Consider the following 19,637-nt stretch of genomic DNA (forward strand, 5'->3'; position numbering starts at 1 on the left):
GGGTTGTGGGAGAGTAGGACACCGCCGAACTTAACCTGATAGGTCTGGGCCCCGGTCCGAGAACCCCTGGTGGTTCTCCCGGGGCCCAGACTCGTATCCGGACCAGAACAAGGCCCGAACCCGGCAACGAGTTCGGGCCTTCGTCATGCCCAAGCTATTTCTTCGGAGCCTCCCGAAAGCTGCAACTGGATCGCGCCGCGGCGTGCGCAGGACTGGGCTTCAAGACCCCAGGAGCGTGAGAGGGGAACGCATCCCGCGGAAGCGAGCAACTGGTTGGCCCCATTCAGCAGTGCAGGCAGTGGCGGCACGAGGCAACAAGATCCAGCCAGCAGGGCAGACAACGGAGCAACTAGTCCTGGGCGAGCTTCGCCTGCCTTGTGCGCTCACCACGGAGGTGGCGGCTCCCAGCACCGGCGGCGGGGAAGCGATGCGACACGCAGAGAAACGTCCAGCACCGCCGGCAAAGCGGCGCTGCGAGGGAAGGCGTCCGCGCCAGGGAGCAATGGGCGGCACTAGGCGATGAGATCGAGGCAGCAAGACCGGCAACGGTGGGCCGGGCTTCGTCTCCGCAGCCGATCTGACGGCACTGCGGCCCGGTGCCGATAGCCGCTCCGCAGCGGCATGGCCCGGTGTCGGTCACTGCTCGGCAGCGACACAGCCCAGTGCCGCTAACTGCTCCGCGGCAACGCGACTCGGTGCCGCTCACTACTCTGCGGCGACGCGGTTCGGTGCGGCTAACTGTTCTGGGGCGACAAGGCCCGGAGCTGCTCACTACTCCGCGGCAACGCGGCCCGGTCCCGATCAGTGCTCCGCGGCAACGCGACTCGGTGCCGCTAACTGCTCCGCGGCAACGCAGCCCGGTCCCGATCACTACCTCGCAGCAACGCAGCCCAGCCCAGCCCCGGTAACCCCTCCAACCCCAGGGCAGCAAAAAGGGTGCCGGAGCAAGAAGCTCCGGCACCCTTCTCAGTCGAACCGTTCAGCCGAACCAGCCTCAACCTTGCCCAACCCAAGCCGGGCCGTGAGGGGCTACTTCAGGGCCGAGCCCTTCTGCCAGTCGGTCCAGGACTTGGACCAGTCGCCGTACAGGTCCCACACCGGGAGTTGCGGGCCGCCTGAGTTGGTGACTTCTACGACGTCTCCCAGGCCGAAGTTGTTGAAGAACCACTCCGCGTTCGCGGCGTTCAGGTTGATGCAGCCGTGCGAGACGTTGGAGCTGCCCTGTTGCCCGACGCTGTTCGGGTTCTCGTGGACGAACTCTCCGTCGTTCGAGATGCGTTCGGAGAACTTCTCGTTCGAGCGGTACGCCTTCGGGTCCGGCGGGCACACGCCGTACGTGCAGGAGTCCATCGTGTAGTTCGCCTGCTTGTCCGAGATGACGTGCGGGCCGAGGTGGGTGGGGGTCGCGTCCTTGCCCATCGAGATCGGCATCGACTTCACCATCGAACCGTTGTGGAAGATCTGCATCTGTTCGCTGTTGCCGTCGGCTTTCGCGATCCACGAATCGTGCACCTTGTACGATTCGGTGCGATCGTCCGCTCCGTACACGCCATTTCCGAAATCGACGCCGTAAATCTTCGCGGTCACCGTCAGCGTGGTGCCCGGCTTCCAGTATTCCTTCGGCCGGTAGTGGACGTTCTTGTCGTCCATCCAATACCAGCTGCCGTCCTGCTTCGGCGACGACTCGACCGTGAGCGCCTTCTCCACCGCGGCCTTGTTCTTCACCGGGACGCCGAAGCTGAACACGATCGGCTGGCCCACGCCGACGCCCGAGCTCTTCACCGCGTTCGGGGCCGGGATCAGGTTCGCGTTCGCCTGCTTCTTCGGCGACAGCGTGGTCACCTGGCCCTGCTGTTCGACGGATTTCCCGTCCGCGCCTTGGGCATGCGCCTTCACCTGGTACGTGCCGCCGTAGCCGAGGACCTCGGTGGTCGTCCAGCTGAGCTTGTCCGGAGAGAACTCGCCCGCGACGGCTTTGCCCTTGGAGCTCGTGACCGTGACGTCCGTGAGCTTCCCGTTCGCCGCCTTCACGACGATCGGCGTGCTCGGGCTGATCCCGGACGCGTTGGCCGGTTCGATCGACACCGAAGCCGGTGTCGCGGTCTGGCTCGACCCGCCCGGCGCACCGGGCGTGCCAGCGTTGCTGCCGCCGTCCCCGGAGGAACAGGCGGAAAGCAGCACGGTCGCCGCGAGAATTCCGGCGAGCGGAAAAAATGTCTTCTTCGGGAACATTATGTCTCTTTTGTGAGGGTCCAGGACCGGCAGGTTCAACTGCAAAACTACGCGATCGGAAAGACGCCCCGACCGGCGGATCGGTGCATTAGGGTGACGCGGATCACGTTCGCGAATTCCGCGTCGCGGATCAGGGACGCAGCAATCCGGGCGCGCCGTACAAGCCGGGGCCGTCGACGGTCAGTTCCTTCAAGTGGTCTCGCGCGGCGTGATAGGCCTGCGACGCCAGGTCGTCGGTGCGCGAAAAGTCCAGCGGGCTCACCTGAACCGGCGCCGGGCCCGGCAGGTAGACCACCGGCACCGTCCGGGCGGCGACCGGCGCTTCCAGCACGGCCTGGTTGCGCATGCTGATCATCGCGGTGAACATCATCACCTCGGCGAACGTCCGGGGCGCGCCGGGCATTTTGCCGGGGAACGCGCAGTCCAGGACGACCAGCGACTTCGCGCCCATGCGCAACGCCTGCCGCATCGGGACGTTGGCGACCAGGCCGCCGTCGTAGAGGAGACGGTCCTCGTACGGCACCGGCGGGTAGATGCCGGGGATCGCGCAGCTCGCCAGGAGCGGTGCTTGCAGCGGACCAGAGGTGAGCAGAACCGGTTCGGCGGTGTCGACGTCGGTGGTGACGACGCCCAGCGGCATCGCCAGATCCTCGAACCGGCGGCCGGCGCCGAGGTGGTCGTCGATGATCCTGGCGAGACCGGTGTTCGGGAACAGGTGGGTTTTGCTGTGCCGGAGCGTCCGGACCTGGCTGAGCACGCCGCCGGGGAAAGCCTCGGCCTTCGTCATGTGCGCCCAGATGTCGCGGAGCCGCCGGAGCCGGTCGTCGCCGGCCAACGCGAGCACCGCGGCGTTCAGCGAGCCGACGGACGTGCCGACCGCCAGATCCGGCGTGATGCCCGCTTCGTCGAGGGCTTGCAGCATGCCCACCTGCAGCGCGCCGAGGCTGCCGCCCCCGCCGAGGACGAACGCGACCGGCTTCGGGAGGTCAAGTGCCTGCATACGGTCGAATCTAATCAGCCGGACGGCTCCCGGGCGGGTGACTTCGAGTGACCTCGGTCAATTGCCGGTGCGGGCGGGCTCTTCCGGCTGCTCGTCCGGCGAAGCGGCGGAACCGGTGATGCCCAGTGCCTTGCGTTTCTTCATGCGCAGCAAGAAGAAAACCAGCACCCCGATCACCAGCGCGGCCACCACGAGGAACCCGGTGTTCATCGCGCTCTCGACCTGCTTCGCCGCCTCGCCCAGCGCCGCGCCGAGGCTGATGTGCACGAGCGACCAGCAGAACGCGCCGGCGGCGGTCGCCGGGAGGAACTTGCGGAACGGCAGGTTCGACGCTCCCGCGGCGGCCGGCGTCAGGGTGCGCAGCACCGGCAGGAACCGCGCGAAGAACACCGCCCACGCGCCCCGGCGTTCGAGGACGCCGGTGGCCTTGTCCCAGGCGTCCAGCCCGTATTTGCGGATGAGCTTCGTCTCCCGCAGCCGCGGCCCGAACTTCCGGCCGAGGGCGTACCCGATCGAATCGCCCAGCGCCGCGCAGACGGTGACGACCGCCCACAGCGTCAGGAAGCGGGGCACGGACGTCGCCGTGGTCGCCGCGATCAGCAGGCCCGATTCGCCCGGGGCGATGAAGCCGAGGCCGATCGTGCACTCGGCCAGCACGAGCCCGCCTGCCGCCGCGACGAGACCCGGTTGGGGGAGTGCTTGCAACCAGTCGAGGATGTCCGTTACTAAAGCCACACCATCACTTTACTGATTCTTGGGAATAGCGTGCCACGTTCAGGGGACGCGGAGACGAATAAGGGGCCCCGGTGCGTAACCGGGGCCCCTCGTCGGTACGGGTTCAGCGGGACAGCAGGCTGCTGGCTTCTTGCGCCGCCGGTCCTTCGGCGGTCAGGTGGGCGAGGTTCTCCGGGAGCGCCTCGCCGCGGTGCGCCTTGGTCTGGGCGTAGAGCCGTCCGGCGCGGTAGGACGAGCGGACCAGGGGACCGGCCATCACGCCGGGGAAGCCGATCGCCTCGGCGGTCTTGGCGTGCTCGACGAATTCCTCCGGCTTGACCCAGCGGTCGACCGGGTGGTGCCGTGGGGAAGGCCGCAGGTACTGGGTGATGGTGATGATCTCGCAGCCCGCGTCGAAGAGGTCCTGCAACGCGACGCTGACCTCCTCGGGGGTTTCGCCCATGCCGAGGATCAGGTTCGACTTCGTCACCAAACCGGCCGCGCGGGCCTGGGTGATGACGTCCAGGGAGCGCGCGTAGCGGAAGCCGGGGCGGATCCGCTTGAAGATCCGCGGCACCGTCTCCACGTTGTGCGCCAAAACCTCCGGCCGCGACCCGAACACCTCAGCCAGCTGGTCGGGTTCGGCGTTGAAGTCCGGGATCAGCAGCTCGACACCGGTGCCCGGGTTCAGCGCGTGGATCTGACGCACCGTCTCCGCGTACAGCCACGCACCACCGTCCTCGAGATCGTCCCGGGCGACCCCGGTGATCGTCGAGTACCGCAGCCCCATGGCCTGCACCGACTCCGCGACCTTCCGCGGCTCCGTCCGGTCCAACGCAGCAGGCTTGCCCGTGTCGATCTGACAGAAGTCACAGCGCCGGGTGCACTGGTCCCCGCCGATCAAGAACGTGGCCTCCCGGTCTTCCCAGCATTCGTAAATGTTGGGACAACCCGCTTCTTCGCAGACGGTATGGAGGCCTTCGCGGCGCACGAGCCCCTTGAGTTCGGTGAACTCCGGACCCATCCGCACCCGCGTCTTGATCCACGACGGCTTCTTCTCGATCGGCGTCTCGCTGTTGCGCACCTCAAGCCGCAACAACTTCCGCCCCTCCGGTGCAGCAGTCACGATCCCCACCCTACGCCGAGGTTTTCCTGTGAACGGGACCCAATCCAGCCCGTGGACGGCCGCGAACGCACAGGGTTCTCCCAGAAGCTCTGCGGATTCGCCCGGACCGGCCGGGAACGCTCGCCAGCATGACAGCGATCGAAGTACGCGGGCTCACGAAACGGTACGGGCCCGACACCGTGGTGGACGACCTGTCGTTCAGCGTCGAGCCCGGGCAGGTCACCGGGTTCCTCGGGCCGAACGGGGCGGGCAAGTCCACGACGCTGAAGATGATCACCGGCCTCGCCGCCCCGACGCGCGGGTCGGTGACGATCGGCGGACGGCGCTACCGGGACCTCGCAGTGCCGCTCACGGAGGTCGGCGCGCTGCTCGACGCGGGTGCCGTGCACGGGGCCCGCAAGGCGCGCGGCCACCTTCTCGCGCTCGCGGCGAGCAACCGGCTGCCGCGGAGCCGGGTCGACGACGTGCTCGCGCGCACCGGTCTGGAGAGCGCGGCCGGGCGGAGGGCAGGCGGATTTTCGCTCGGGATGCGGCAGCGGCTCGGCATCGCGGCCGCGCTGCTCGGCGACCCCCGGGTGCTGATTTTCGACGAACCGGTGAACGGCCTCGACCCCGAGGGCATCCGCTGGATCCGGGACTTCATGCGCTCGCTCGCCCGCGACGGCCGCGCGGTGCTGGTGTCCAGCCATCTCATGAGCGAGATGGCGCAGACCGCCGACCGGCTGATCGTCATCGGCAGGGGCAAGCTGCTCGCCGACACCGCCACCGCCGAACTGGCCGGTCAGGCGGGTTCGGTGCTCGTCCGCGCCGCCGATCCGGACGGGTTCGCCCGCCATCTGCTCGCCGCCGGAGCCACCGTGCGGGACAGCGCTGGAGACGCGCTGGTCGTTTCGGGCCTGACCAGCGACGAGATCGGAAAACTGGCCGCGTACCACGGGGTCGCGCTCGGGGAGCTCACGCCGCAGCGGGTTTCGCTCGAGGACGCGTTCCTCGCGCTCACCGAGGACAGCATCGAGTACCAGGGGGTTGCCGCGTGATCGTCTCCGGCACGCTCAGGTCGGAGTGGATCAAGCTCCGCAGCCTGCGTTCCACCTGGTACACCGTGGCCAGCCTGTTCGCCGCCGGGCTCGGCATCACCGCGCTGGCGACCGCTTCGGCGGGCGCCGAGTACGCCAAGGCGACGGCCGCGGAACGCGCGGCCTGGGATCCGACGGCTCTCAGCTTGAAGTCCTTCATCGTCGCGCAGCTGATCATCGGGGTGCTGGGTGTCCTGGTCGTCACGTCGGAATACGCGACCGGGCTGATCCAGACATCGCTCACGGCGACGCCTCGGCGGTCCCGGCTGCTGGCGGCGAAGGTGGTGCTCGCCGCCGCGGTCGCCGTCGTGGCCGGGCAAGTGCTGATGTTCGCCGCTTTCCTGATCGGACAAGGGTTTCTCGCCGGGCAGCAGTTGCCGCACGTGAGTCTCGGCGAGCCTGGCGTGCTCGGTGCCGTGGTGGGCGGTGGGCTGTACCTCGCCGCGATCGCGTTGCTCGCGGTCGGTCTCGGCACGCTGATCCGGGCGACCGCGGGTGCGCTGGCCGCGCTGGTCGGGATCGTGCTGCTGGTGCCTGCTGTCGCCGACCTTTTCCCGTCCTGGATGCAGTGGCTGTTCACGTTCTGGCCGTCCAAGGGCGCGGCAGCGATCTTCTCCGGCAAGTTCGATCCGGCGTACCCGGATCCGTGGCTCAACCTCGCCGGCCTGTACGTCGGCGTGGCCGTGGTGCTCGCCGTCGCGTTCGCGGCGTTCCGCAGGCGGGACGTGTGACCGTGGTCTCCGTACGCTGGCGTTCATGGCAGGGATGACGCCCGCTCGGCTGCTGGTGGTCGACGACGAGGCCACCGTGCGGCAGTTGTTGTCGGCGGCGTTGCGGTTCGCCGGGTTCGAGGTGAGGTCCGCGGCGACGGCGGGCGAGGCAGTCACCTCCGCTGCGGAAGAGCCGCCTGACCTGGTGCTGCTCGACGTGATGCTGCCGGACGCGGACGGTTTCGAGGTCGCCCGGCGTTTGCGCGAACGGCACCGGCCCGGCCGCGGCGGACCGGTGCCGGTGCTCTTCCTCACCGCCCGCGACCGGCAGGCGGACAAGGTCGCCGGCCTGTCACTGGGTGCCGACGACTACGTCACCAAACCGTTCGACCTGGAGGAGCTCATCGCGCGGATCCACGCGATCCTCCGGCGCACGCAAGGACACCAGGCGGTGGTGACGGTGGGCGAGCTGGTGCTCGACGCGGAAGGCCATCAGGTGACGCGGGCCGGGCAGCCGGTCCGCGTCTCGGCCACCGAATTCCGGCTGTTGCGGTATCTGATGGAGAACGCCGGGCGCGTGGTGTCGAAGGCGCAGATCCTCGACCGGGTGTGGCAGTACGACTTCGGCGGCGACGCCAGCATCGTCGACACCTACATCTCCTATCTGCGGCGCAAGGTCGACACCGGCGAGCCCAAGCTGATCCACACCGTGCACGGCGTCGGTTACGTGATGCGGGAACCGCGGCGGTGAGGCATCCACTGCGCCGGATGTCGTTGCGCACCCGGCTTCTGCTCATCACGGCGGGTCTCTTGCTGGCTGGGTTGACGCTGATCAGCGCCGTCGTCTCGGACCGTCTGGAGCGCTACCAGCTCGACCGGATCGACACCCAGCTGCGCGGTTTCACCGAGCTGATCGCGCGCGTGCCGTCCGGCGTGCTGCCCGCGGGCGACCCCCGGACGTCCGCGCTGGACCCGGCGCTGGACCTGATCGGCGCCCCGTACGTGGTCTATCTGGGCGCGAACGGCGCGGTGACCGGCGGCATCCATTCTTCACGGCTGGCGGCGGAAACCCTGCCCTCACCCGAGGAACTGCGATCGGTCCCGGTGCACGGCCCGCCTGCCGACCTGCGGGCCGCGAACGGTTCGGAGCGCTGGCGCGCGGTCGCGGCACCGGCGCCGGGCGGGACGGTGATCGCGGCGGCTCCGCTCGCCGAGGCGGACGCCCTGATCTCCCGGTTGCGGATCAGCAGCGTGGTCACCGGATCCGTGCTGCTCGTGCTGCTGACCGGGGCCGGCTGGTTCGCGCTGCGCGGCGGGCTGCGTCCGTTGCGCCGGATCGAGCACACCGCGGCGGCGATCGCGGGCGGCGACCTCAGCCGCCGGGTGCCCGGGATCGCCGCGCCGGGAACGGAAATCGGCCGCTTGGCGGGGTCGCTCAACACCATGCTCGGACAGCTGGAGCGAGCCTTCGCCGACCGGACCGCTTCCGAGGCGCGGATGCGGACCTTCGTCGCGGACGTCAGCCACGAACTGCGCACGCCGCTTTTCGGGATCAAGGGCACCGCCGAGCTGTACCGGATGGGTGCGCTCCCGGAACAGTCCGATGTGGACGAAGCCATGCACCGGATCGACCGGGAAGCGGTCCGGCTGGCCGCGCTCACCGATGACCTGCTTTTGCTTGCCCAGCTTGACGAAGCTCCGGAAGCGCAGCTCGACCGAGCGCCGATGGACTTGCGCACGCTGGCTGGCGACGCCCGGCACGCGTTGCGCGCGCTCGACCCGTCACGGCCGATCGAGCTGACCGGACCTGGCGGCGAGGGCGGGCCTGGACCGGCTCCGGTGAACGCCGACGAGGCGCGGCTGCGGCAGGTGGTCACGAACCTCGTCGGCAACGCTGTCGCGCACACTCCGCCGGGCACCGCGGTCCGCATCGGGGTCGGGACTGTGGGCGGTCGGGCGGTGCTGGAGGTTGCCGACGAAGGACCGGGAATGACTGCGGCGCAAGCAGAACGCGTCTTCGACCGGTTCTATCGCGCGGACCGTTCGCGAGCGAGGACACCGGGTGCGGACGCGGGTCTGGGGCTCGCGATCGCCCGGTCGCTGACGCGGGCGCACGATGGCGAGATCGAGCTGGAGACCGCGGTCGGCGAGGGGGCGTGTTTCCGGATTGTGTTGCCGCTGCTGGAGTTCAGTGCGGATCGGGAGTGACGCCGGTCAGCTCGGCAGTCAGTTCCCACAGCCTGGTCCCGGCTTCCGGATTCCGGGCCGGGGCAAGGGTGCGCACCTTCGTCGGACGGCCGCGGACCGCGAAAACCGGTCCGATGTAGTCGCCGCCTTCGACGTCGGGGGCCGTCGCGGCGTACAGCTGCGGCAGTGCGCCGTGCTCGACGCGTTGGGCCAGCAGCATTCCGCCGAGCTTGCCGATTTCCCGGAGTGCGGTGCGCAGCACGGGATTCCGGTACGAGCTGGCCATGTTCGTGGTCAGGCCGGTCGCGCTGTAGCCGGGATGTGCGAGCACGCTGCGCACGGTGGAATCCGCCGCGCGGAGGCGTCGGTCCAGTTCGATGCCGAAGGTTTGGTTCGACAGTTTCGCCTGGCCGTACGCAGCGGCAGCGCGATATGGGCGGCGTTCGGCGTTCGGGTCGTCCAGGTGCAGGTGCGCGCCGAGGGCGGCGACGCTGGACAGCGTGACGACGCGGCCGGCCTGTGCGCCGTGCAGGGCGGGCATCAGCAGCCACGTCAGCGCGGCGTGCCCGAGGTGGTTCGTGCCGAATTGGAGCTCGAAACCGTCCGCGGTGCGGCCTTGTGCGGTGGCCATGACCCCGGCGTTGTTCATCAGCACGTCCAGCGCGTCGCCGGTGAGTTCGCGCACGGTCGCGGCGGCTTTCCGGACGGACGCCAGGTCGGCGAGGTCCACGCGCACGAGTTCGGGTTTGGCCCCGGAAGCCGCGGCGCGGACCCGCTCGAGCGCGGTTTCGCCGCGTTCCGGCGAGCGGCAGCCGAGCAGCACGCGGGCGCCGTGCGCGGCGAGGACTTCCGCCGAACGCAGGCCGAGGCCGGAATTCGCTCCGGTGATCAGGACGGTCCGGCCGCTCTGGTCGGGGATCCGGGCCTCGGTCCAGCGTTCGTTCATCGGGTCAGCTAACTACACGTCACGCACTCGGCGCGAGCAGGCGCATCAGATGCCCGACCGGGCCGCGCCTGCGGACCGGGCCGGTGTCGCCGGCGCGGATCAGCGCGTCGAGCGTCCGCCCGACCTTGACGATCTCTTCGGCGGGCTCGTCCGGTTCGGCGAGGCCCGCGGTGAGCGCCAGCATGTGCAGTTCGGTGCGGTGCAGCGGTTCCAGCGCGGGGCAGCGCTCCAGCGCGCCGTCCAGTGCCGCACGAAGGTCTTCGTGGTCGTGCTGCGCCTGCCGCCACGCGCGGGTGACGGCGTCGACCTGGTCGCCGGGAAGATCCGCCTCGTCGGGATCGGCGAACTCGGCGCGCAGGTAGCCGCTGAGCAGCTGCGTCCACTTGTACTGCAGTGCCAGCAACAGGTTCTCTTCGGTGCCGAACTCGTCGGCGGCACCCGGGATTTCGGCCAGCGACAGCGGTGCCTGCGGCGCGCGCCTCGCCTGGCGGACAGCGGCATCGAGGATCTCTCGCCGCCGGTAGAAGTCGGTCCAGCTCATGGTGTGGCTCCCCTTCCGTGACCCGGGTCATACTGCCGGTCTGCGGCATACTCCCGGTACGGACCTGACGCAGCCAACATACCACGGGTATGGTCCGTCGGGCCCCGGCGTAAGGTTGTGAGCGTGCCGACAATGAGGTCCCGACGACTCGACTACTCCGAGTCGACCCGATCCGCCCTGGTCGACAGCGCGGTCGAACTGTTCACGAAACGCGGATACGCGGGCACCTCGCTCGACGAGGTGGCCAAGCGCGCCCGCGTCACGAAAGGCGCGCTGTACCACCATTTCAGCGGGAAACAGGCGCTCTTCGAGGCCGCCTTCGAACAGGTCGAAAGCCTGGTCTACGACCGGCTGCAGAAGATCATGACCGGCGACGGCGAGCCGTGGGAGCGCGCGATGGGCGGGCTGCAGGCGTTCATCCGCAGCTGCCTCGACCCCTCCTACCAGCGGATCGCCATCCACGAGGGACCGGTCGTGATGGGCTGGGAACGCTGGCGCGAGGCCGAGGAACAGTCGAGCTTCGGGCTCGTGCGGTCCGGGCTGCAGCTGCTCGTCGACGCCGGCGAGGTGGAGCCGGTGCCGGTCGACCTCACCGCGCGGCTGCTGTTCGGCGCGCTGTCGAGCGCGGCCACCGAGATCGCGGGCGCGGCCGACCCGAAGAAGGTCGGGGCCGAAATCGAGGACGTCATCACGCGGATGCTGTCGAGGCTGCGCCGCCCCGCGGGACACGAAGAACGGCCCGCCGCGGGCTGACCGATCCGCCATTAGGCTGGCGGACATGGACTTGAGGATCTTCACCGAACCCCAGCAGGGGGCGAGCTACGACGACCTGCTGCGGGTCGCGCGGACCACCGAAGCCGCGGGCTACGACGCCTTCTTCCGCAGCGACCACTACCTCAAGATGGGCAGCGCGGACGGCCTTCCCGGGCCGACCGACGCGTGGATCACCCTCGCCGGCCTCGCCCGCGAGACCGAGCGCGTCCGGCTCGGCACGCTCGTCACCGCGGCCACCTTCCGCCACCCCGGCCCGCTCGCGATCTCGGTCGCGCAGGTGGACCAGATGTCCGGCGGGCGCGTGGAATTCGGCCTCGGCACCGGCTGGTACGACGACGAGCACACCGCCTACGGCCTCACCCTGCCGCCGCTCAAGGAGCGCTTCGACCGCTACGCCGAGCAGCTCGCGGTGATCACCGGCCTGTGGAAGACCCCGGTCGGCGAGACGTTCTCCTACTCCGGCGACTACTACACGCTCGCCGACTCGCCCGCGCTGCCGAAGCCCGCGCAGTCGCCCGCGCCGCCGGTGATCATCGGCGGGGGCGGCAAGAAACGCACCCCGGCGCTGGCCGCGCAGTACGCCGACGAGTTCAACCTGCCGTTCGTGGACGCCGAAACAGCGCTCGCGCAGTTCCAGCGGGTGGACGCGGCAGCGGAGGCGATCGGCCGCGACCCGAAGGAGATCCTGCGTTCGGTCGCGCTCGTGCTCGCGGCGGGCCGGGACGAGGCCGAGGTCGCGCGCCGCGCGTCCGCGATCGGCCGGGAGACCGGCGAACTGCGGGCCAACGGGCTGGCCGGGACCGCGGCGGAGATCGTCGACCGGATCGGGCAGTGGCGCGAGAAGACCGGGATCACCCGGCTGTACCTGCAGGTGCTCGACCTTTCCGACCTCGACCACATCGAGTTCGTGGCCTCCGAGGTCGCACCGCAGCTGGACTGAAAAGCCGTGAAGGACTCCTTGAGGGAATCAGATTCCCTCAAGGAGTCCTTCACGGACAGCTGGGTCAGTTCTGCAGGGCGAAGGTGACGCCGGGGGCCTTCGGGGCCTCCGGGCGCGGCAGCCAGCGGTCGTCGCTCACCTGCAGCTCGCCTTCGAGCGCGGCCAGTACCAGCTCCTTCGCCACCGGCAGCACCTCGGCGACCGGGACGTCGCGCTGCAGTTCCCAGGACAGCGACGTGGTGCCCGCGTCGCGGATGCCGCACGGCACGATGTTGTCGAACGCGGCCAGGTCGGCGTTGCAGTTCAGCTCGAAGCCGTGCATGGTCACGCCGCGCTGGACGCGGATGCCGATCGCGGCGATCTTGCGTTCGATGCCGCGTTCGTCGGCCGGGATCCACACGCCGCTGCGGCCCTCGACGCGGCCGGTGCGCACGCCGAACCGGTCGCACACCACGATCAGCGCCTCTTCCAGCCGACGCACGTAGTGCATGACGTCGATCGGGTCGGCGAGCTTCAGGATCGGGTAGCCGACCAGCTGGCCGGGGCCGTGCCAGGTGATCTTGCCGCCGCGGTCGACGTCGATCACCGGGGTGCCGTCGGCGGGCCGGTCCTCGGGTTCGGTGCGCTTGCCCGCGGTGTAGACCGACGGGTGCTCCAGCAGCAGCATGGTGTCCGGCCCGGTTTCGTCCGCCCGCGCGGCGAGGATCTCCCGCTGCAGGTCCCAGGCCTCGGTGTAGTCGATCGTCCCGATCTCGCGCACGACGAGGGGCTCGGTGGCGATGCGGCAGCTTGCGCTCGAAGAACTCACCCGTCGAGGCTACGCCTTTCGCGCACCGGAAAGGGGACCAGCCGGAGTGCGGTCGCTGACACCAGTCCCACGCCGAGCACCGCGAGCACGGCCCCGATCGTGTCGGTGACCCAGTGCACGCCGAGGACGATCCGGCAGGCCGCGGCCAGCACGGTCGCGGCGGCGGACAGCCAGATCGCCCACCGCACGGCCCGCGGCCGGAGCCAGGCGCACAGCAGGACCACGACCAGGCTGGTCGTCGCCACCGAGACGACGTGGCCGCTGGGGTAGCTCAGATCCGGGTACACGCGCGGGCGCTGCCGCTGGAACACCGGCTTGAACGCCAGGCTGGTCAGCCGGCACAGCACCAGCACTACGGCGAGCCGCACGCACAGCGAGAGCTGCGACCGGTCCCGCAGCACGATCGCCAGCAGCACCACGCCGAGCACGTACGGCAGCACCGGGCCGAGGACGTTCGTCACCACGCCCGCGATCTGACCGGCCGGGTGCGTGTCCTGTCCCCGCAAGGCAGTTGCGACCTCGACGTCGAGCTGCAGCGGCTGCCGGTCTACCAGGAAGCCGAGCCAGAGGAACGCGGCGAAGAGCACCACTCCAGTGACGATCCACCGGACGCGCGGCATCGTCACGTCGCCGCGGCGAGCGCGCTGTCGACGGTGCGGTGCCGGAATTCGTACCCGCTCGCCTCCAGCTTCCGCGGCACTGCGCGCTGCCCGAACAACGCCATCTCTTCGGCGGCCTGGCCGAGGGCGATCTTCATCGCGATTTCCGGCACCCACCACGGCGCGGGCCGGTGCACGGCGTGGCCGAGGGCCTTGGTGAACTCGGCGTTGGAGACGGGGATCGGGCCGGTGAGATTGACCGGGCCGGACAGCGTCTCGTGCTCCAGGATGTGCACGAGGGCACCGATTTCGTCGTCCAGCGCGATCCACGGCATGAACTGGCGGCCGTCGCCGAGCCGTCCGCCGAGTGCGAAACGGAAGAGCGGGCGCAGCACGTCGAGCAGGCCGCCGCTGCGGGCCAGGACGAGACCGGTGCGGACCGAGACCACGCGGGCGCCGGCCGCCGCGGCGGTCGCGTCTTCCCACTCGACGCACATCTCGGCGAGAAAACCGTTGCCCGGCTTGGTGTTCTCATCGACCACAGTGGACCCGGTGTTGCCGTAGTAGCCCACGGCGGAGGCGTTCACCAGCACCCCGATGCCGTGCTCCGCCACCGCTTCGGCGAGCACTTCGGTCGGCTCCACCCGGCTGTCGAGCAGCTGCTGCTTGCGCATTCCGCTCCAGCGGCCGGGCAGCAGCGGGGCGCCGCACAGGTTCACCACCGCGTCGATGCCGTCGAACGCGCCGTCGTCGATCCGTCCCGACGGCGGGTCCCAGCCGCGCTCGTCTTCCGCCCGCGAGGTGCGCCGCACCAGCCGGCGCACCTCGTGCCCGGATTCGCGCAGCCGTCCGGTCAATGCGGTGCCGATAAGGCCGCCGGAGCCCGCGATGAGTACCCGCATGCCTCTGATCGTGTCCTATCGGCCCGGTTCGCGCACACCCGGGCGGAGCTGACCGGCGACGTCGGCGGCGGCGGTCAGCAGCACCAGCGCGGGAATCGCGGCGGTCGGCTTGAGCCGGTAGCTGCCGCGGCGGTCCTGCTCGACGAGCCCGGCCGCGGTGAGCGCCTTGAGATGGTGGTAGAGCCGCCCCGGCGAGCTGAGTTCCGCGGCTTCCTGCAGCGCGGCCCCGGTTTGCGCGCCGTCGCGGGCGAGCAGCCGGACGAGCGCGATCCGGTCGGTGTTCGCCAGCGCGGCGAGCACCTCGGCGCGCGGCCCGTCCGGCAGCGACAGGACCGCCGGGGTCGTGAGCCGGATTTCCCAGCGCAGCTCGGGATCGGTCAATTCACCCTGATAGCCCACGATCCCCGGCGGACCGTCCTGGACGGGTTCGGCGGGCCGCCCCTCCAATGCGGCCATCCGGCGTTCGAGCGCCGCGACACGCTCGGCGAGGTCTTCGGTCATGCCGGTCAGTGTCCCAGCGCACGCTCCAAAGCCGCGAAGGTGCCCGGAATGGACAGCGCGTCGATGCACATCCGCTGCAGCACCGGCACGTGCGCGAAATCCTCCGGAGTGCAGTTCTCCAGGAAGATCGTGCTGGTGCCGGGACGGCGGTCGGGCCACAGTACGTCGAACCCGAACACGAGGCAGCCGGGAAGGCTGCCGCCCTTGTACAGCAAGGCTTTCGAGCCTGGCGGCTTGTCGCCCGAGAGCGGCACGCCGAGGATCTCCTGCGCGAGGACGGCCGCGCGATCGCGGCTGACGGAGATTTCCTGGTGCATCCGGAACAACTGTGCGGCGCTGCCGCGTCCGCTCGATTCCGTCCACGCCATGATCGCTTCGACGGAGGGCGGTTTCTCAGCGGCGCGGGGGAGCACCTTGGCGCGGAACGCCGGATCGCACGCGAACCGGTTCGACAGCGCGTCTCCCGCCGCGCGGCGGACCGCGGCCGGGCTGCCCGGCGGTGGGCAGTATTCCGGGAAGTACAGCAGCAGCACCTCGCCGCCGAACATCCGGACATCCGGCATCCGCCAGCCGCCGCGGGCCGCCGCGGTCCGCAACGCCCGGTCGCCGAGCCGGGCCCGCAGGTAGTCGGCGGCGGAATTGTCGCTGATGAAGATCATCATTTCCGCGATGTTCCGCAGCGGCACACGCTGGTCCGGGTTCTTCGCGACGCCGTACTCGTCGCACGGGACTCCCAGGTAAGTCAGCGCGGTGTGGTGGTTGCCCTTGCCGACCTCGCCGTCGCCGATATACGGATGCCGGGCGTCCCAGTCGCCGACGCGCACCTGTTCGTCCGGATCGAGCCGTCCTTCGGCGACCGCCGTGGTGTAGGCGAGCAGATGGACCACCTTGATCGCGGACGCGACGACGAGCGACCGGTCCGCGAGATGGCTGAACCGGCGGCCGGCGCCGTCGGAGAAAACCGCTGACACGTCGTCGCGGTGGGCCGCGAGCCGGGCGAGCCAGCCTTCGGGAGTGGATTGGTCAGGGGGATCGGCCAGCGCGAGCGAGGGCAGGACGAACGTGGCGGCCCCCGCTGCTGCGACCGACGTGAGCAAGCTTCGTCGAGTGAGCATGCCGAGCAGCTTACTCCGGTATTCCGGAATTCCGGATTAGCCGAAAGTAGGAGAAACGGCGAAGGCCCCCGCACTCGGGCGAGTGCGGGGGCCTTCGGTCGAAGAGCTACCGGATCAGAGACCCAGCTCGTCCTCGAAGTTGCCCTCTTCCAGCCGCTGCTTGATCGTGGTCAGGAAGCGGCCGGCATCCGCGCCGTCGACCAGGCGGTGGTCGTAGGTCAGCGGCAGGTACGCCATCGAGCGGACCGCGATGGTGTCGTTGCCCTCGGCGTCGCTCACCACGACCGGGCGCTTCACCACGGCGCCGGTGCCGAGCATGCCGGACTGCGGCTGCACGATGATCGGCGTGTCGAACAGGGCCCCGTTGGAGCCGATGTTCGTGACGGTGAAGGTGCCGCCGATCAGCTCGTCCGGCTTGATCTTGTTGGCCCGGGCCCGCGCCGCCAGGTCGGCGATGCGGTGCGCGAGACCGGCGAGGCTCAGTTCGCCCGCGTCGTGGATCACGACCGAGAGCAGACCGCGCTCGGTGTCCACCGCGATGCCCAGGTGCACGGCGCCGTGGTAGGTGATCTCCTTCGTGTCCTCGTTGTAGGACGCGTTGACGTTCGGGTGCTGCTTGAGCGCCTCGACGGTCGCCTTGGCGAAGAACGGCAGGAACGTGAGGTTGACGCCCTCGCGCTCCTTGAACGCCGCCTTCGCGCGCTGGCGCAGCTTGGCGATCTTGGTGACGTCCACCTCGTGCACCTGCGTGAGCTGCGCGGAAACCTGCAGCGACTCGCGGGTCTTGGTGGCGGTGATCTGCCGGATCCGGCTCGCCTTCTGCACGGTGCCGCGCAGGGCGGCGACCTCCGGCGAGACCGCGGCGGCGCGCGGCGCGGACGGAGCGGCGGCGGCCGGGGCGGCTGCCGGAGCGGAAGCAGCCGGGGCCGGAGCCGCCTTCTGCTTCGCCTCGGCCGCGGCGAGCACGTCCTGCTTGCGGATGCGGCCGCCGACTCCGCTGCCGGTCAGCGACGCGAGGTCGATGCCGTGCTCGGAGGCCAGCTTGCGCACCAGCGGCGTGACGTACGGGCCGTCCGCGGAGCCGTTGTCCGCGGGGGCCTGGGCAGCCGGAGCGGGCTTGCTCTCCTGTGCCGGAGCCGGAGCCGGGGCCGGAGCGGCGGGCGCGGGGGCCGGAGCCGCCGGGGCCGGGGCGGGCTTGCTTTCCTGGACCGGGGCCGGAGCGGGCTCGGGTTCCGGAGCGGGAGCGGGCTTGCTCTCCTGCGCCGGAGCGGCGGCCGGGGCGGCACTCGCGTCGCCGATGACCGCGAGCACTCCGCCGACCTCGACGGTCTCGTCCTCGCCCGCGCGGATCTCCAGCACGGTGCCGGCGACCGGCGACGGGACCTCGGTGTCGACCTTGTCGGTGGAGATCTCGAGCAGCGGCTCGTCGACCTCGACCGACTCGCCGACCTGCTTCAGCCAGCGGGTGACGGTGCCCTCGGTGACGCTCTCGCCCAGCTCGGGCAGCTTCACCTCGGTGCCCGAACCGCCCGCGGCCGGAGCGGTGTCCGGCTGCGACGGAGCGGACTCGGCCGGGGCGGATTCGGCCTGGGCAGGGGCTTCCTGCTGCTGCGGCGCGGGCTCCGGTTCCGGCTCGGCCTGCTGGGCCGGGGCGGAGGACTCGGGCACGCCGCCGGTGCCGTCGTCGATCACCGCCAGCTCGCCGCCGACCTCGACGGTGTCGTCTTCCTTGGCGCTGATCTTCACGACCGTGCCTGCCACCGGCGACGGTACTTCGGTGTCGACCTTGTCGGTCGAGATCTCGAGCAACGGCTCGTCGACCTCGACGGTGTCGCCCTCCTGCTTCAACCACCGGGTGACGGTTCCCTCGGTGACGCTCTCGCCGAGCTCCGGCAGCGTGACGGAGTAGGCCATTGTTCGCTGGCTCCCTTGATCGCTAAGACGTGGTCTGGATTGTGCTGGTTGCGCGTCAGCTGTGCACGTGCAGCGGCTTGCCCGCGAGGGCGAGGAACGCTTCGCCGAGTGCCTCGGTCTGCGTGGGGTGCGCGTGGATCAGCGGGGCGACGTCCTCCGGGAACGCCTCCCAGCTGTAGATCAGCTGCGCTTCGCCGATCAGCTCGCCGACCCGGTCGCCCACCATGTGCACGCCGACGACGGGGCCGTCCGGGGCCTTCACCAGCTTCACGCCGCCGGAGGTCTTGAGGATCTGGCTCTTGCCGTTGCCGCCGAGGTCGTAGGTGAACGTGGTGACGTCCGAACCGTACTTCTCCTTGGCCTGGGCCTCGGTGAGCCCGACGGACGCGACCTCGGGGTGCGAGTAGGTGACGCGCGGGATGCCGCGCTCGTCGATGGCGCGCGGGTTCAGCCCGGCGATCTCCTCGGCCACGAAGATGCCCTGCTGGAAGCCGCGGTGCGCGAGCTGGAGGCCCGGCACGATGTCGCCGACCGCGTAGACGTTCGGCAGGTTGGTGCGCAGCCGGTCGTCGGTGAGCACGAAGCCGCGGTCGATCTGGACGCCCGCCTCCTCGTAGCCGTGCCCGGCCGAGTTCGGGCCGCGGCCGACGGCGACCAGCAGCAGGTCGGCCTCCAGCGTTTCGCCGGACTCCAGCGACACGCTGACGCCGTTGTCGTCCTGCTTCGCGCCGGTGAACCGGACGCCGGTCTTGAAGGCGATCTTGCGGCGGCGGAACGCGCGCTCGAGCTGCTTGGAGGCGTACTCGTCCTCGTTCGGGACCAGCCGCGGGAGCGCCTCGACCACGGTGACGTCGACCCCGAAGGAGGCCCACACGCTGGCGAACTCCACGCCGATCACGCCGCCGCCGAGCACGACGACCTTCTTCGGCACGTAGTCCAGCGTCAGCGCCTGCTCGCTCGCGATGATGCGGCCGCCGAGCTCCAGGCCGGGCAGGGTGCGCGAGTACGAACCGGTGGCGAGGATGACGTTCTTGCCGGTGTAGCGCGTGCCGTCGACCTCGACGGTGGTGCCGCCGACGAACCGGCCGGTGCCCTCGACGAGGTTCACCTTGTGCGCCTTGGCCAGGCCCTGGAGGCCCTTGTACAGCCGGGAGACGATCCCGTCCTTGTACTTGTTCACCCCCGCGATGTCGATGCCCTCGAACACGGCCTTGACGCCGAAGGTCTCGGCGTCGCGGGCCTCGTCGGCGACCTCGGCGGCGTGCAGCAGGGCCTTGGTCGGGATGCAGCCCCGGTGGAGGCAGGTCCCGCCCAGCTTGTCCTTCTCGATCAGCGTGACGGAAAGGCCCAGCTCGGCCGCGCGGAAGGCCGCGGCGTAGCCGCCCGATCCGCCTCCCAGGATCACGAGGTCGGCGGAGGTGTCGCTCACTTCAATAACTCCTCGGCAGCGATAGGGGTGGAGCTTCGGTCGCCGCGGCACCCGGTATAACCGCGCGCGCGACAACAGCCATCTTGTCACTACGCCGATCGGCGTTGCGACCTAGCCGGGCCA

At 70.1% G+C, this 19,637-nt stretch carries 19 protein-coding genes; 6 read left to right on the forward strand and 13 right to left on the reverse strand.

Translation table 11 applies throughout. The features are described 5' to 3' along the window. Positions 1 to 1,029: 1,029 nt before the first annotated feature. The 4 genes from EIZ45_RS23155 to lipA form a co-directional block, all read right to left on the reverse strand. Positions 1,030 to 2,232 (reverse strand): Ig-like domain-containing protein, encoded by a 1,203-nt coding sequence (locus tag EIZ45_RS23155; RefSeq protein ID WP_037820778.1) that lies wholly within the window; start codon positions 2,230 to 2,232, stop codon positions 1,030 to 1,032. A gap of 130 nt (positions 2,233 to 2,362) precedes the next feature. Beyond that, a complete protein-coding gene (locus EIZ45_RS23160) occupies positions 2,363 to 3,232 on the reverse strand; it encodes a patatin-like phospholipase family protein (RefSeq protein ID WP_134665687.1) in 870 nt (289 codons plus the stop codon). Positions 3,233 to 3,289: 57 nt separating this feature from the next. Then, positions 3,290 to 3,967, reverse strand: coding sequence for a DedA family protein (locus EIZ45_RS23165; protein WP_043839989.1), 678 nt, complete (start codon positions 3,965 to 3,967; stop codon positions 3,290 to 3,292). 103 nt (positions 3,968 to 4,070) lie between these two features. Then, on the reverse strand, positions 4,071 to 5,072 hold the full coding sequence (gene lipA, locus EIZ45_RS23170) for a lipoyl synthase (RefSeq protein WP_134665689.1): 1,002 nt from the start codon (positions 5,070 to 5,072) through the stop codon (positions 4,071 to 4,073). A 128-nt stretch (positions 5,073 to 5,200) separates the two neighbouring features. Between lipA and EIZ45_RS23175 the strand changes: the two genes are divergently transcribed. Genes EIZ45_RS23175 through EIZ45_RS23190 form a run of 4 tightly spaced genes read left to right on the forward strand, consistent with a single transcriptional unit; the run spans position 5,201 to position 9,066 of the window. Further along, complete coding sequence (locus EIZ45_RS23175) at positions 5,201 to 6,109, forward strand: ABC transporter ATP-binding protein (protein WP_134665691.1); 909 nt, start codon at positions 5,201 to 5,203, stop codon at positions 6,107 to 6,109. Continuing rightward, on the forward strand, positions 6,106 to 6,879 hold the full coding sequence (locus EIZ45_RS23180; protein WP_134665693.1) for an ABC transporter permease: 774 nt from the start codon (positions 6,106 to 6,108) through the stop codon (positions 6,877 to 6,879). The genes EIZ45_RS23175 and EIZ45_RS23180 overlap by 4 nt, the downstream gene beginning before the upstream one ends. 34 nt (positions 6,880 to 6,913) lie before the next feature. Continuing rightward, positions 6,914 to 7,609 (forward strand): response regulator transcription factor, encoded by a 696-nt coding sequence (locus tag EIZ45_RS23185; RefSeq protein ID WP_134665939.1) that lies wholly within the window; start codon positions 6,914 to 6,916, stop codon positions 7,607 to 7,609. Positions 7,610 to 7,626: 17 nt separating this feature from the next. After that, complete coding sequence (locus tag EIZ45_RS23190; RefSeq protein ID WP_240690745.1) at positions 7,627 to 9,066, forward strand: cell wall metabolism sensor histidine kinase WalK; 1,440 nt, start codon at positions 7,627 to 7,629, stop codon at positions 9,064 to 9,066. Here the strand turns inward: EIZ45_RS23190 and EIZ45_RS23195 are convergent. Continuing rightward, on the reverse strand, positions 9,047 to 9,991 hold the full coding sequence (locus EIZ45_RS23195) for an oxidoreductase (protein WP_134665695.1): 945 nt from the start codon (positions 9,989 to 9,991) through the stop codon (positions 9,047 to 9,049). The two genes, EIZ45_RS23190 and EIZ45_RS23195, sit on opposite strands and share 20 nt — an antisense overlap. A 19-nt stretch (positions 9,992 to 10,010) precedes the next feature. Next, entirely contained in the window at positions 10,011 to 10,532 is a 522-nt protein-coding gene (locus EIZ45_RS23200; RefSeq protein ID WP_037809496.1) for a hypothetical protein, read from the reverse strand. Positions 10,533 to 10,664: 132 nt separating this feature from the next. Here EIZ45_RS23200 and EIZ45_RS23205 point away from each other — a divergent pair, with 132 nt between their 5' ends. Beyond that, on the forward strand, positions 10,665 to 11,285 hold the full coding sequence (locus tag EIZ45_RS23205) for a TetR/AcrR family transcriptional regulator (RefSeq protein WP_037809498.1): 621 nt from the start codon (positions 10,665 to 10,667) through the stop codon (positions 11,283 to 11,285). A gap of 25 nt (positions 11,286 to 11,310) precedes the next feature. After that, on the forward strand, positions 11,311 to 12,246 hold the full coding sequence (locus EIZ45_RS23210; protein WP_043827651.1) for an LLM class F420-dependent oxidoreductase: 936 nt from the start codon (positions 11,311 to 11,313) through the stop codon (positions 12,244 to 12,246). 64 nt (positions 12,247 to 12,310) lie between these two features. Here EIZ45_RS23210 and lipB read toward each other — a convergent pair whose 3' ends face one another. The 7 genes from lipB to lpdA all read right to left on the reverse strand — a co-directional run bounded on the left by lipB (position 12,311) and on the right by lpdA (position 19,514). Further along, positions 12,311 to 13,054, reverse strand: coding sequence for a lipoyl(octanoyl) transferase LipB (gene lipB, locus EIZ45_RS23215; protein ID WP_043827650.1), 744 nt, complete (start codon positions 13,052 to 13,054; stop codon positions 12,311 to 12,313). Continuing rightward, positions 13,051 to 13,680 (reverse strand): phosphatase PAP2 family protein, encoded by a 630-nt coding sequence (locus tag EIZ45_RS23220; RefSeq protein ID WP_043827649.1) that lies wholly within the window; start codon positions 13,678 to 13,680, stop codon positions 13,051 to 13,053. Before EIZ45_RS23220 ends, lipB begins: the two co-directional genes overlap by 4 nt. Further along, positions 13,677 to 14,555: a TIGR01777 family oxidoreductase gene (locus tag EIZ45_RS23225; protein WP_134665697.1), complete on the reverse strand. Its 879-nt coding sequence runs from the start codon at positions 14,553 to 14,555 to the stop codon at positions 13,677 to 13,679. The genes EIZ45_RS23220 and EIZ45_RS23225 overlap by 4 nt, the downstream gene beginning before the upstream one ends. 15 nt (positions 14,556 to 14,570) lie before the next feature. Next, the gene (locus EIZ45_RS23230; protein ID WP_037809509.1) at positions 14,571 to 15,056 is read right to left on the reverse strand and encodes a helix-turn-helix transcriptional regulator; all 486 of its coding nucleotides are present in this window, start codon (positions 15,054 to 15,056) and stop codon (positions 14,571 to 14,573) included. 5 nt (positions 15,057 to 15,061) lie between these two features. Then, positions 15,062 to 16,171 carry a serine hydrolase gene (locus EIZ45_RS23235; protein WP_134665699.1) on the reverse strand — a complete coding sequence of 370 codons (1,110 nt, stop codon included), beginning with the start codon at positions 16,169 to 16,171 and terminating at the stop codon, positions 15,062 to 15,064. A 114-nt stretch (positions 16,172 to 16,285) separates the two neighbouring features. Then, positions 16,286 to 18,085 (reverse strand): 2-oxoglutarate dehydrogenase, E2 component, dihydrolipoamide succinyltransferase, encoded by a 1,800-nt coding sequence (sucB, locus tag EIZ45_RS23240; RefSeq protein WP_134665701.1) that lies wholly within the window; start codon positions 18,083 to 18,085, stop codon positions 16,286 to 16,288. A 55-nt stretch (positions 18,086 to 18,140) separates the two neighbouring features. After that, positions 18,141 to 19,514 carry a dihydrolipoyl dehydrogenase gene (gene lpdA / locus EIZ45_RS23245; RefSeq protein ID WP_037809512.1) on the reverse strand — a complete coding sequence of 458 codons (1,374 nt, stop codon included), beginning with the start codon at positions 19,512 to 19,514 and terminating at the stop codon, positions 18,141 to 18,143. Between the last annotated feature and the right edge of the window lie 123 nt (positions 19,515 to 19,637).

Origin of the sequence: Amycolatopsis sp. CFH S0740 (assembly GCF_004522315.1) — a bacterium.
Classification (GTDB): domain Bacteria; phylum Actinomycetota; class Actinomycetes; order Mycobacteriales; family Pseudonocardiaceae; genus Amycolatopsis; species Amycolatopsis nivea.

Coding starts and splice junctions, on each gene's coding strand:
- EIZ45_RS23155 (WP_037820778.1), bottom strand. CDS start 2,232: ATGTTCCCGAAGAAGACATTTTTTCCGCTCGCCGGAATTCTCGCGGCG.
- EIZ45_RS23160 (WP_134665687.1), bottom strand. CDS start 3,232: ATGCAGGCACTTGACCTCCCGAAGCCGGTCGCGTTCGTCCTCGGCGGG.
- EIZ45_RS23175 (WP_134665691.1), top strand. CDS start 5,201: ATGACAGCGATCGAAGTACGCGGGCTCACGAAACGGTACGGGCCCGAC.
- EIZ45_RS23185 (WP_134665939.1), top strand. CDS start 6,914: ATGACGCCCGCTCGGCTGCTGGTGGTCGACGACGAGGCCACCGTGCGG.
- EIZ45_RS23190 (WP_240690745.1), top strand. CDS start 7,627: ATGTCGTTGCGCACCCGGCTTCTGCTCATCACGGCGGGTCTCTTGCTG.
- EIZ45_RS23195 (WP_134665695.1), bottom strand. CDS start 9,991: ATGAACGAACGCTGGACCGAGGCCCGGATCCCCGACCAGAGCGGCCGG.
- EIZ45_RS23200 (WP_037809496.1), bottom strand. CDS start 10,532: ATGAGCTGGACCGACTTCTACCGGCGGCGAGAGATCCTCGATGCCGCT.
- EIZ45_RS23205 (WP_037809498.1), top strand. CDS start 10,665: ATGAGGTCCCGACGACTCGACTACTCCGAGTCGACCCGATCCGCCCTG.
- EIZ45_RS23210 (WP_043827651.1), top strand. CDS start 11,311: ATGGACTTGAGGATCTTCACCGAACCCCAGCAGGGGGCGAGCTACGAC.
- EIZ45_RS23225 (WP_134665697.1), bottom strand. CDS start 14,555: ATGCGGGTACTCATCGCGGGCTCCGGCGGCCTTATCGGCACCGCATTG.
- EIZ45_RS23230 (WP_037809509.1), bottom strand. CDS start 15,056: ATGACCGAAGACCTCGCCGAGCGTGTCGCGGCGCTCGAACGCCGGATG.
- EIZ45_RS23235 (WP_134665699.1), bottom strand. CDS start 16,171: ATGCTCACTCGACGAAGCTTGCTCACGTCGGTCGCAGCAGCGGGGGCC.
- sucB (WP_134665701.1), bottom strand. CDS start 18,085: ATGGCCTACTCCGTCACGCTGCCGGAGCTCGGCGAGAGCGTCACCGAG.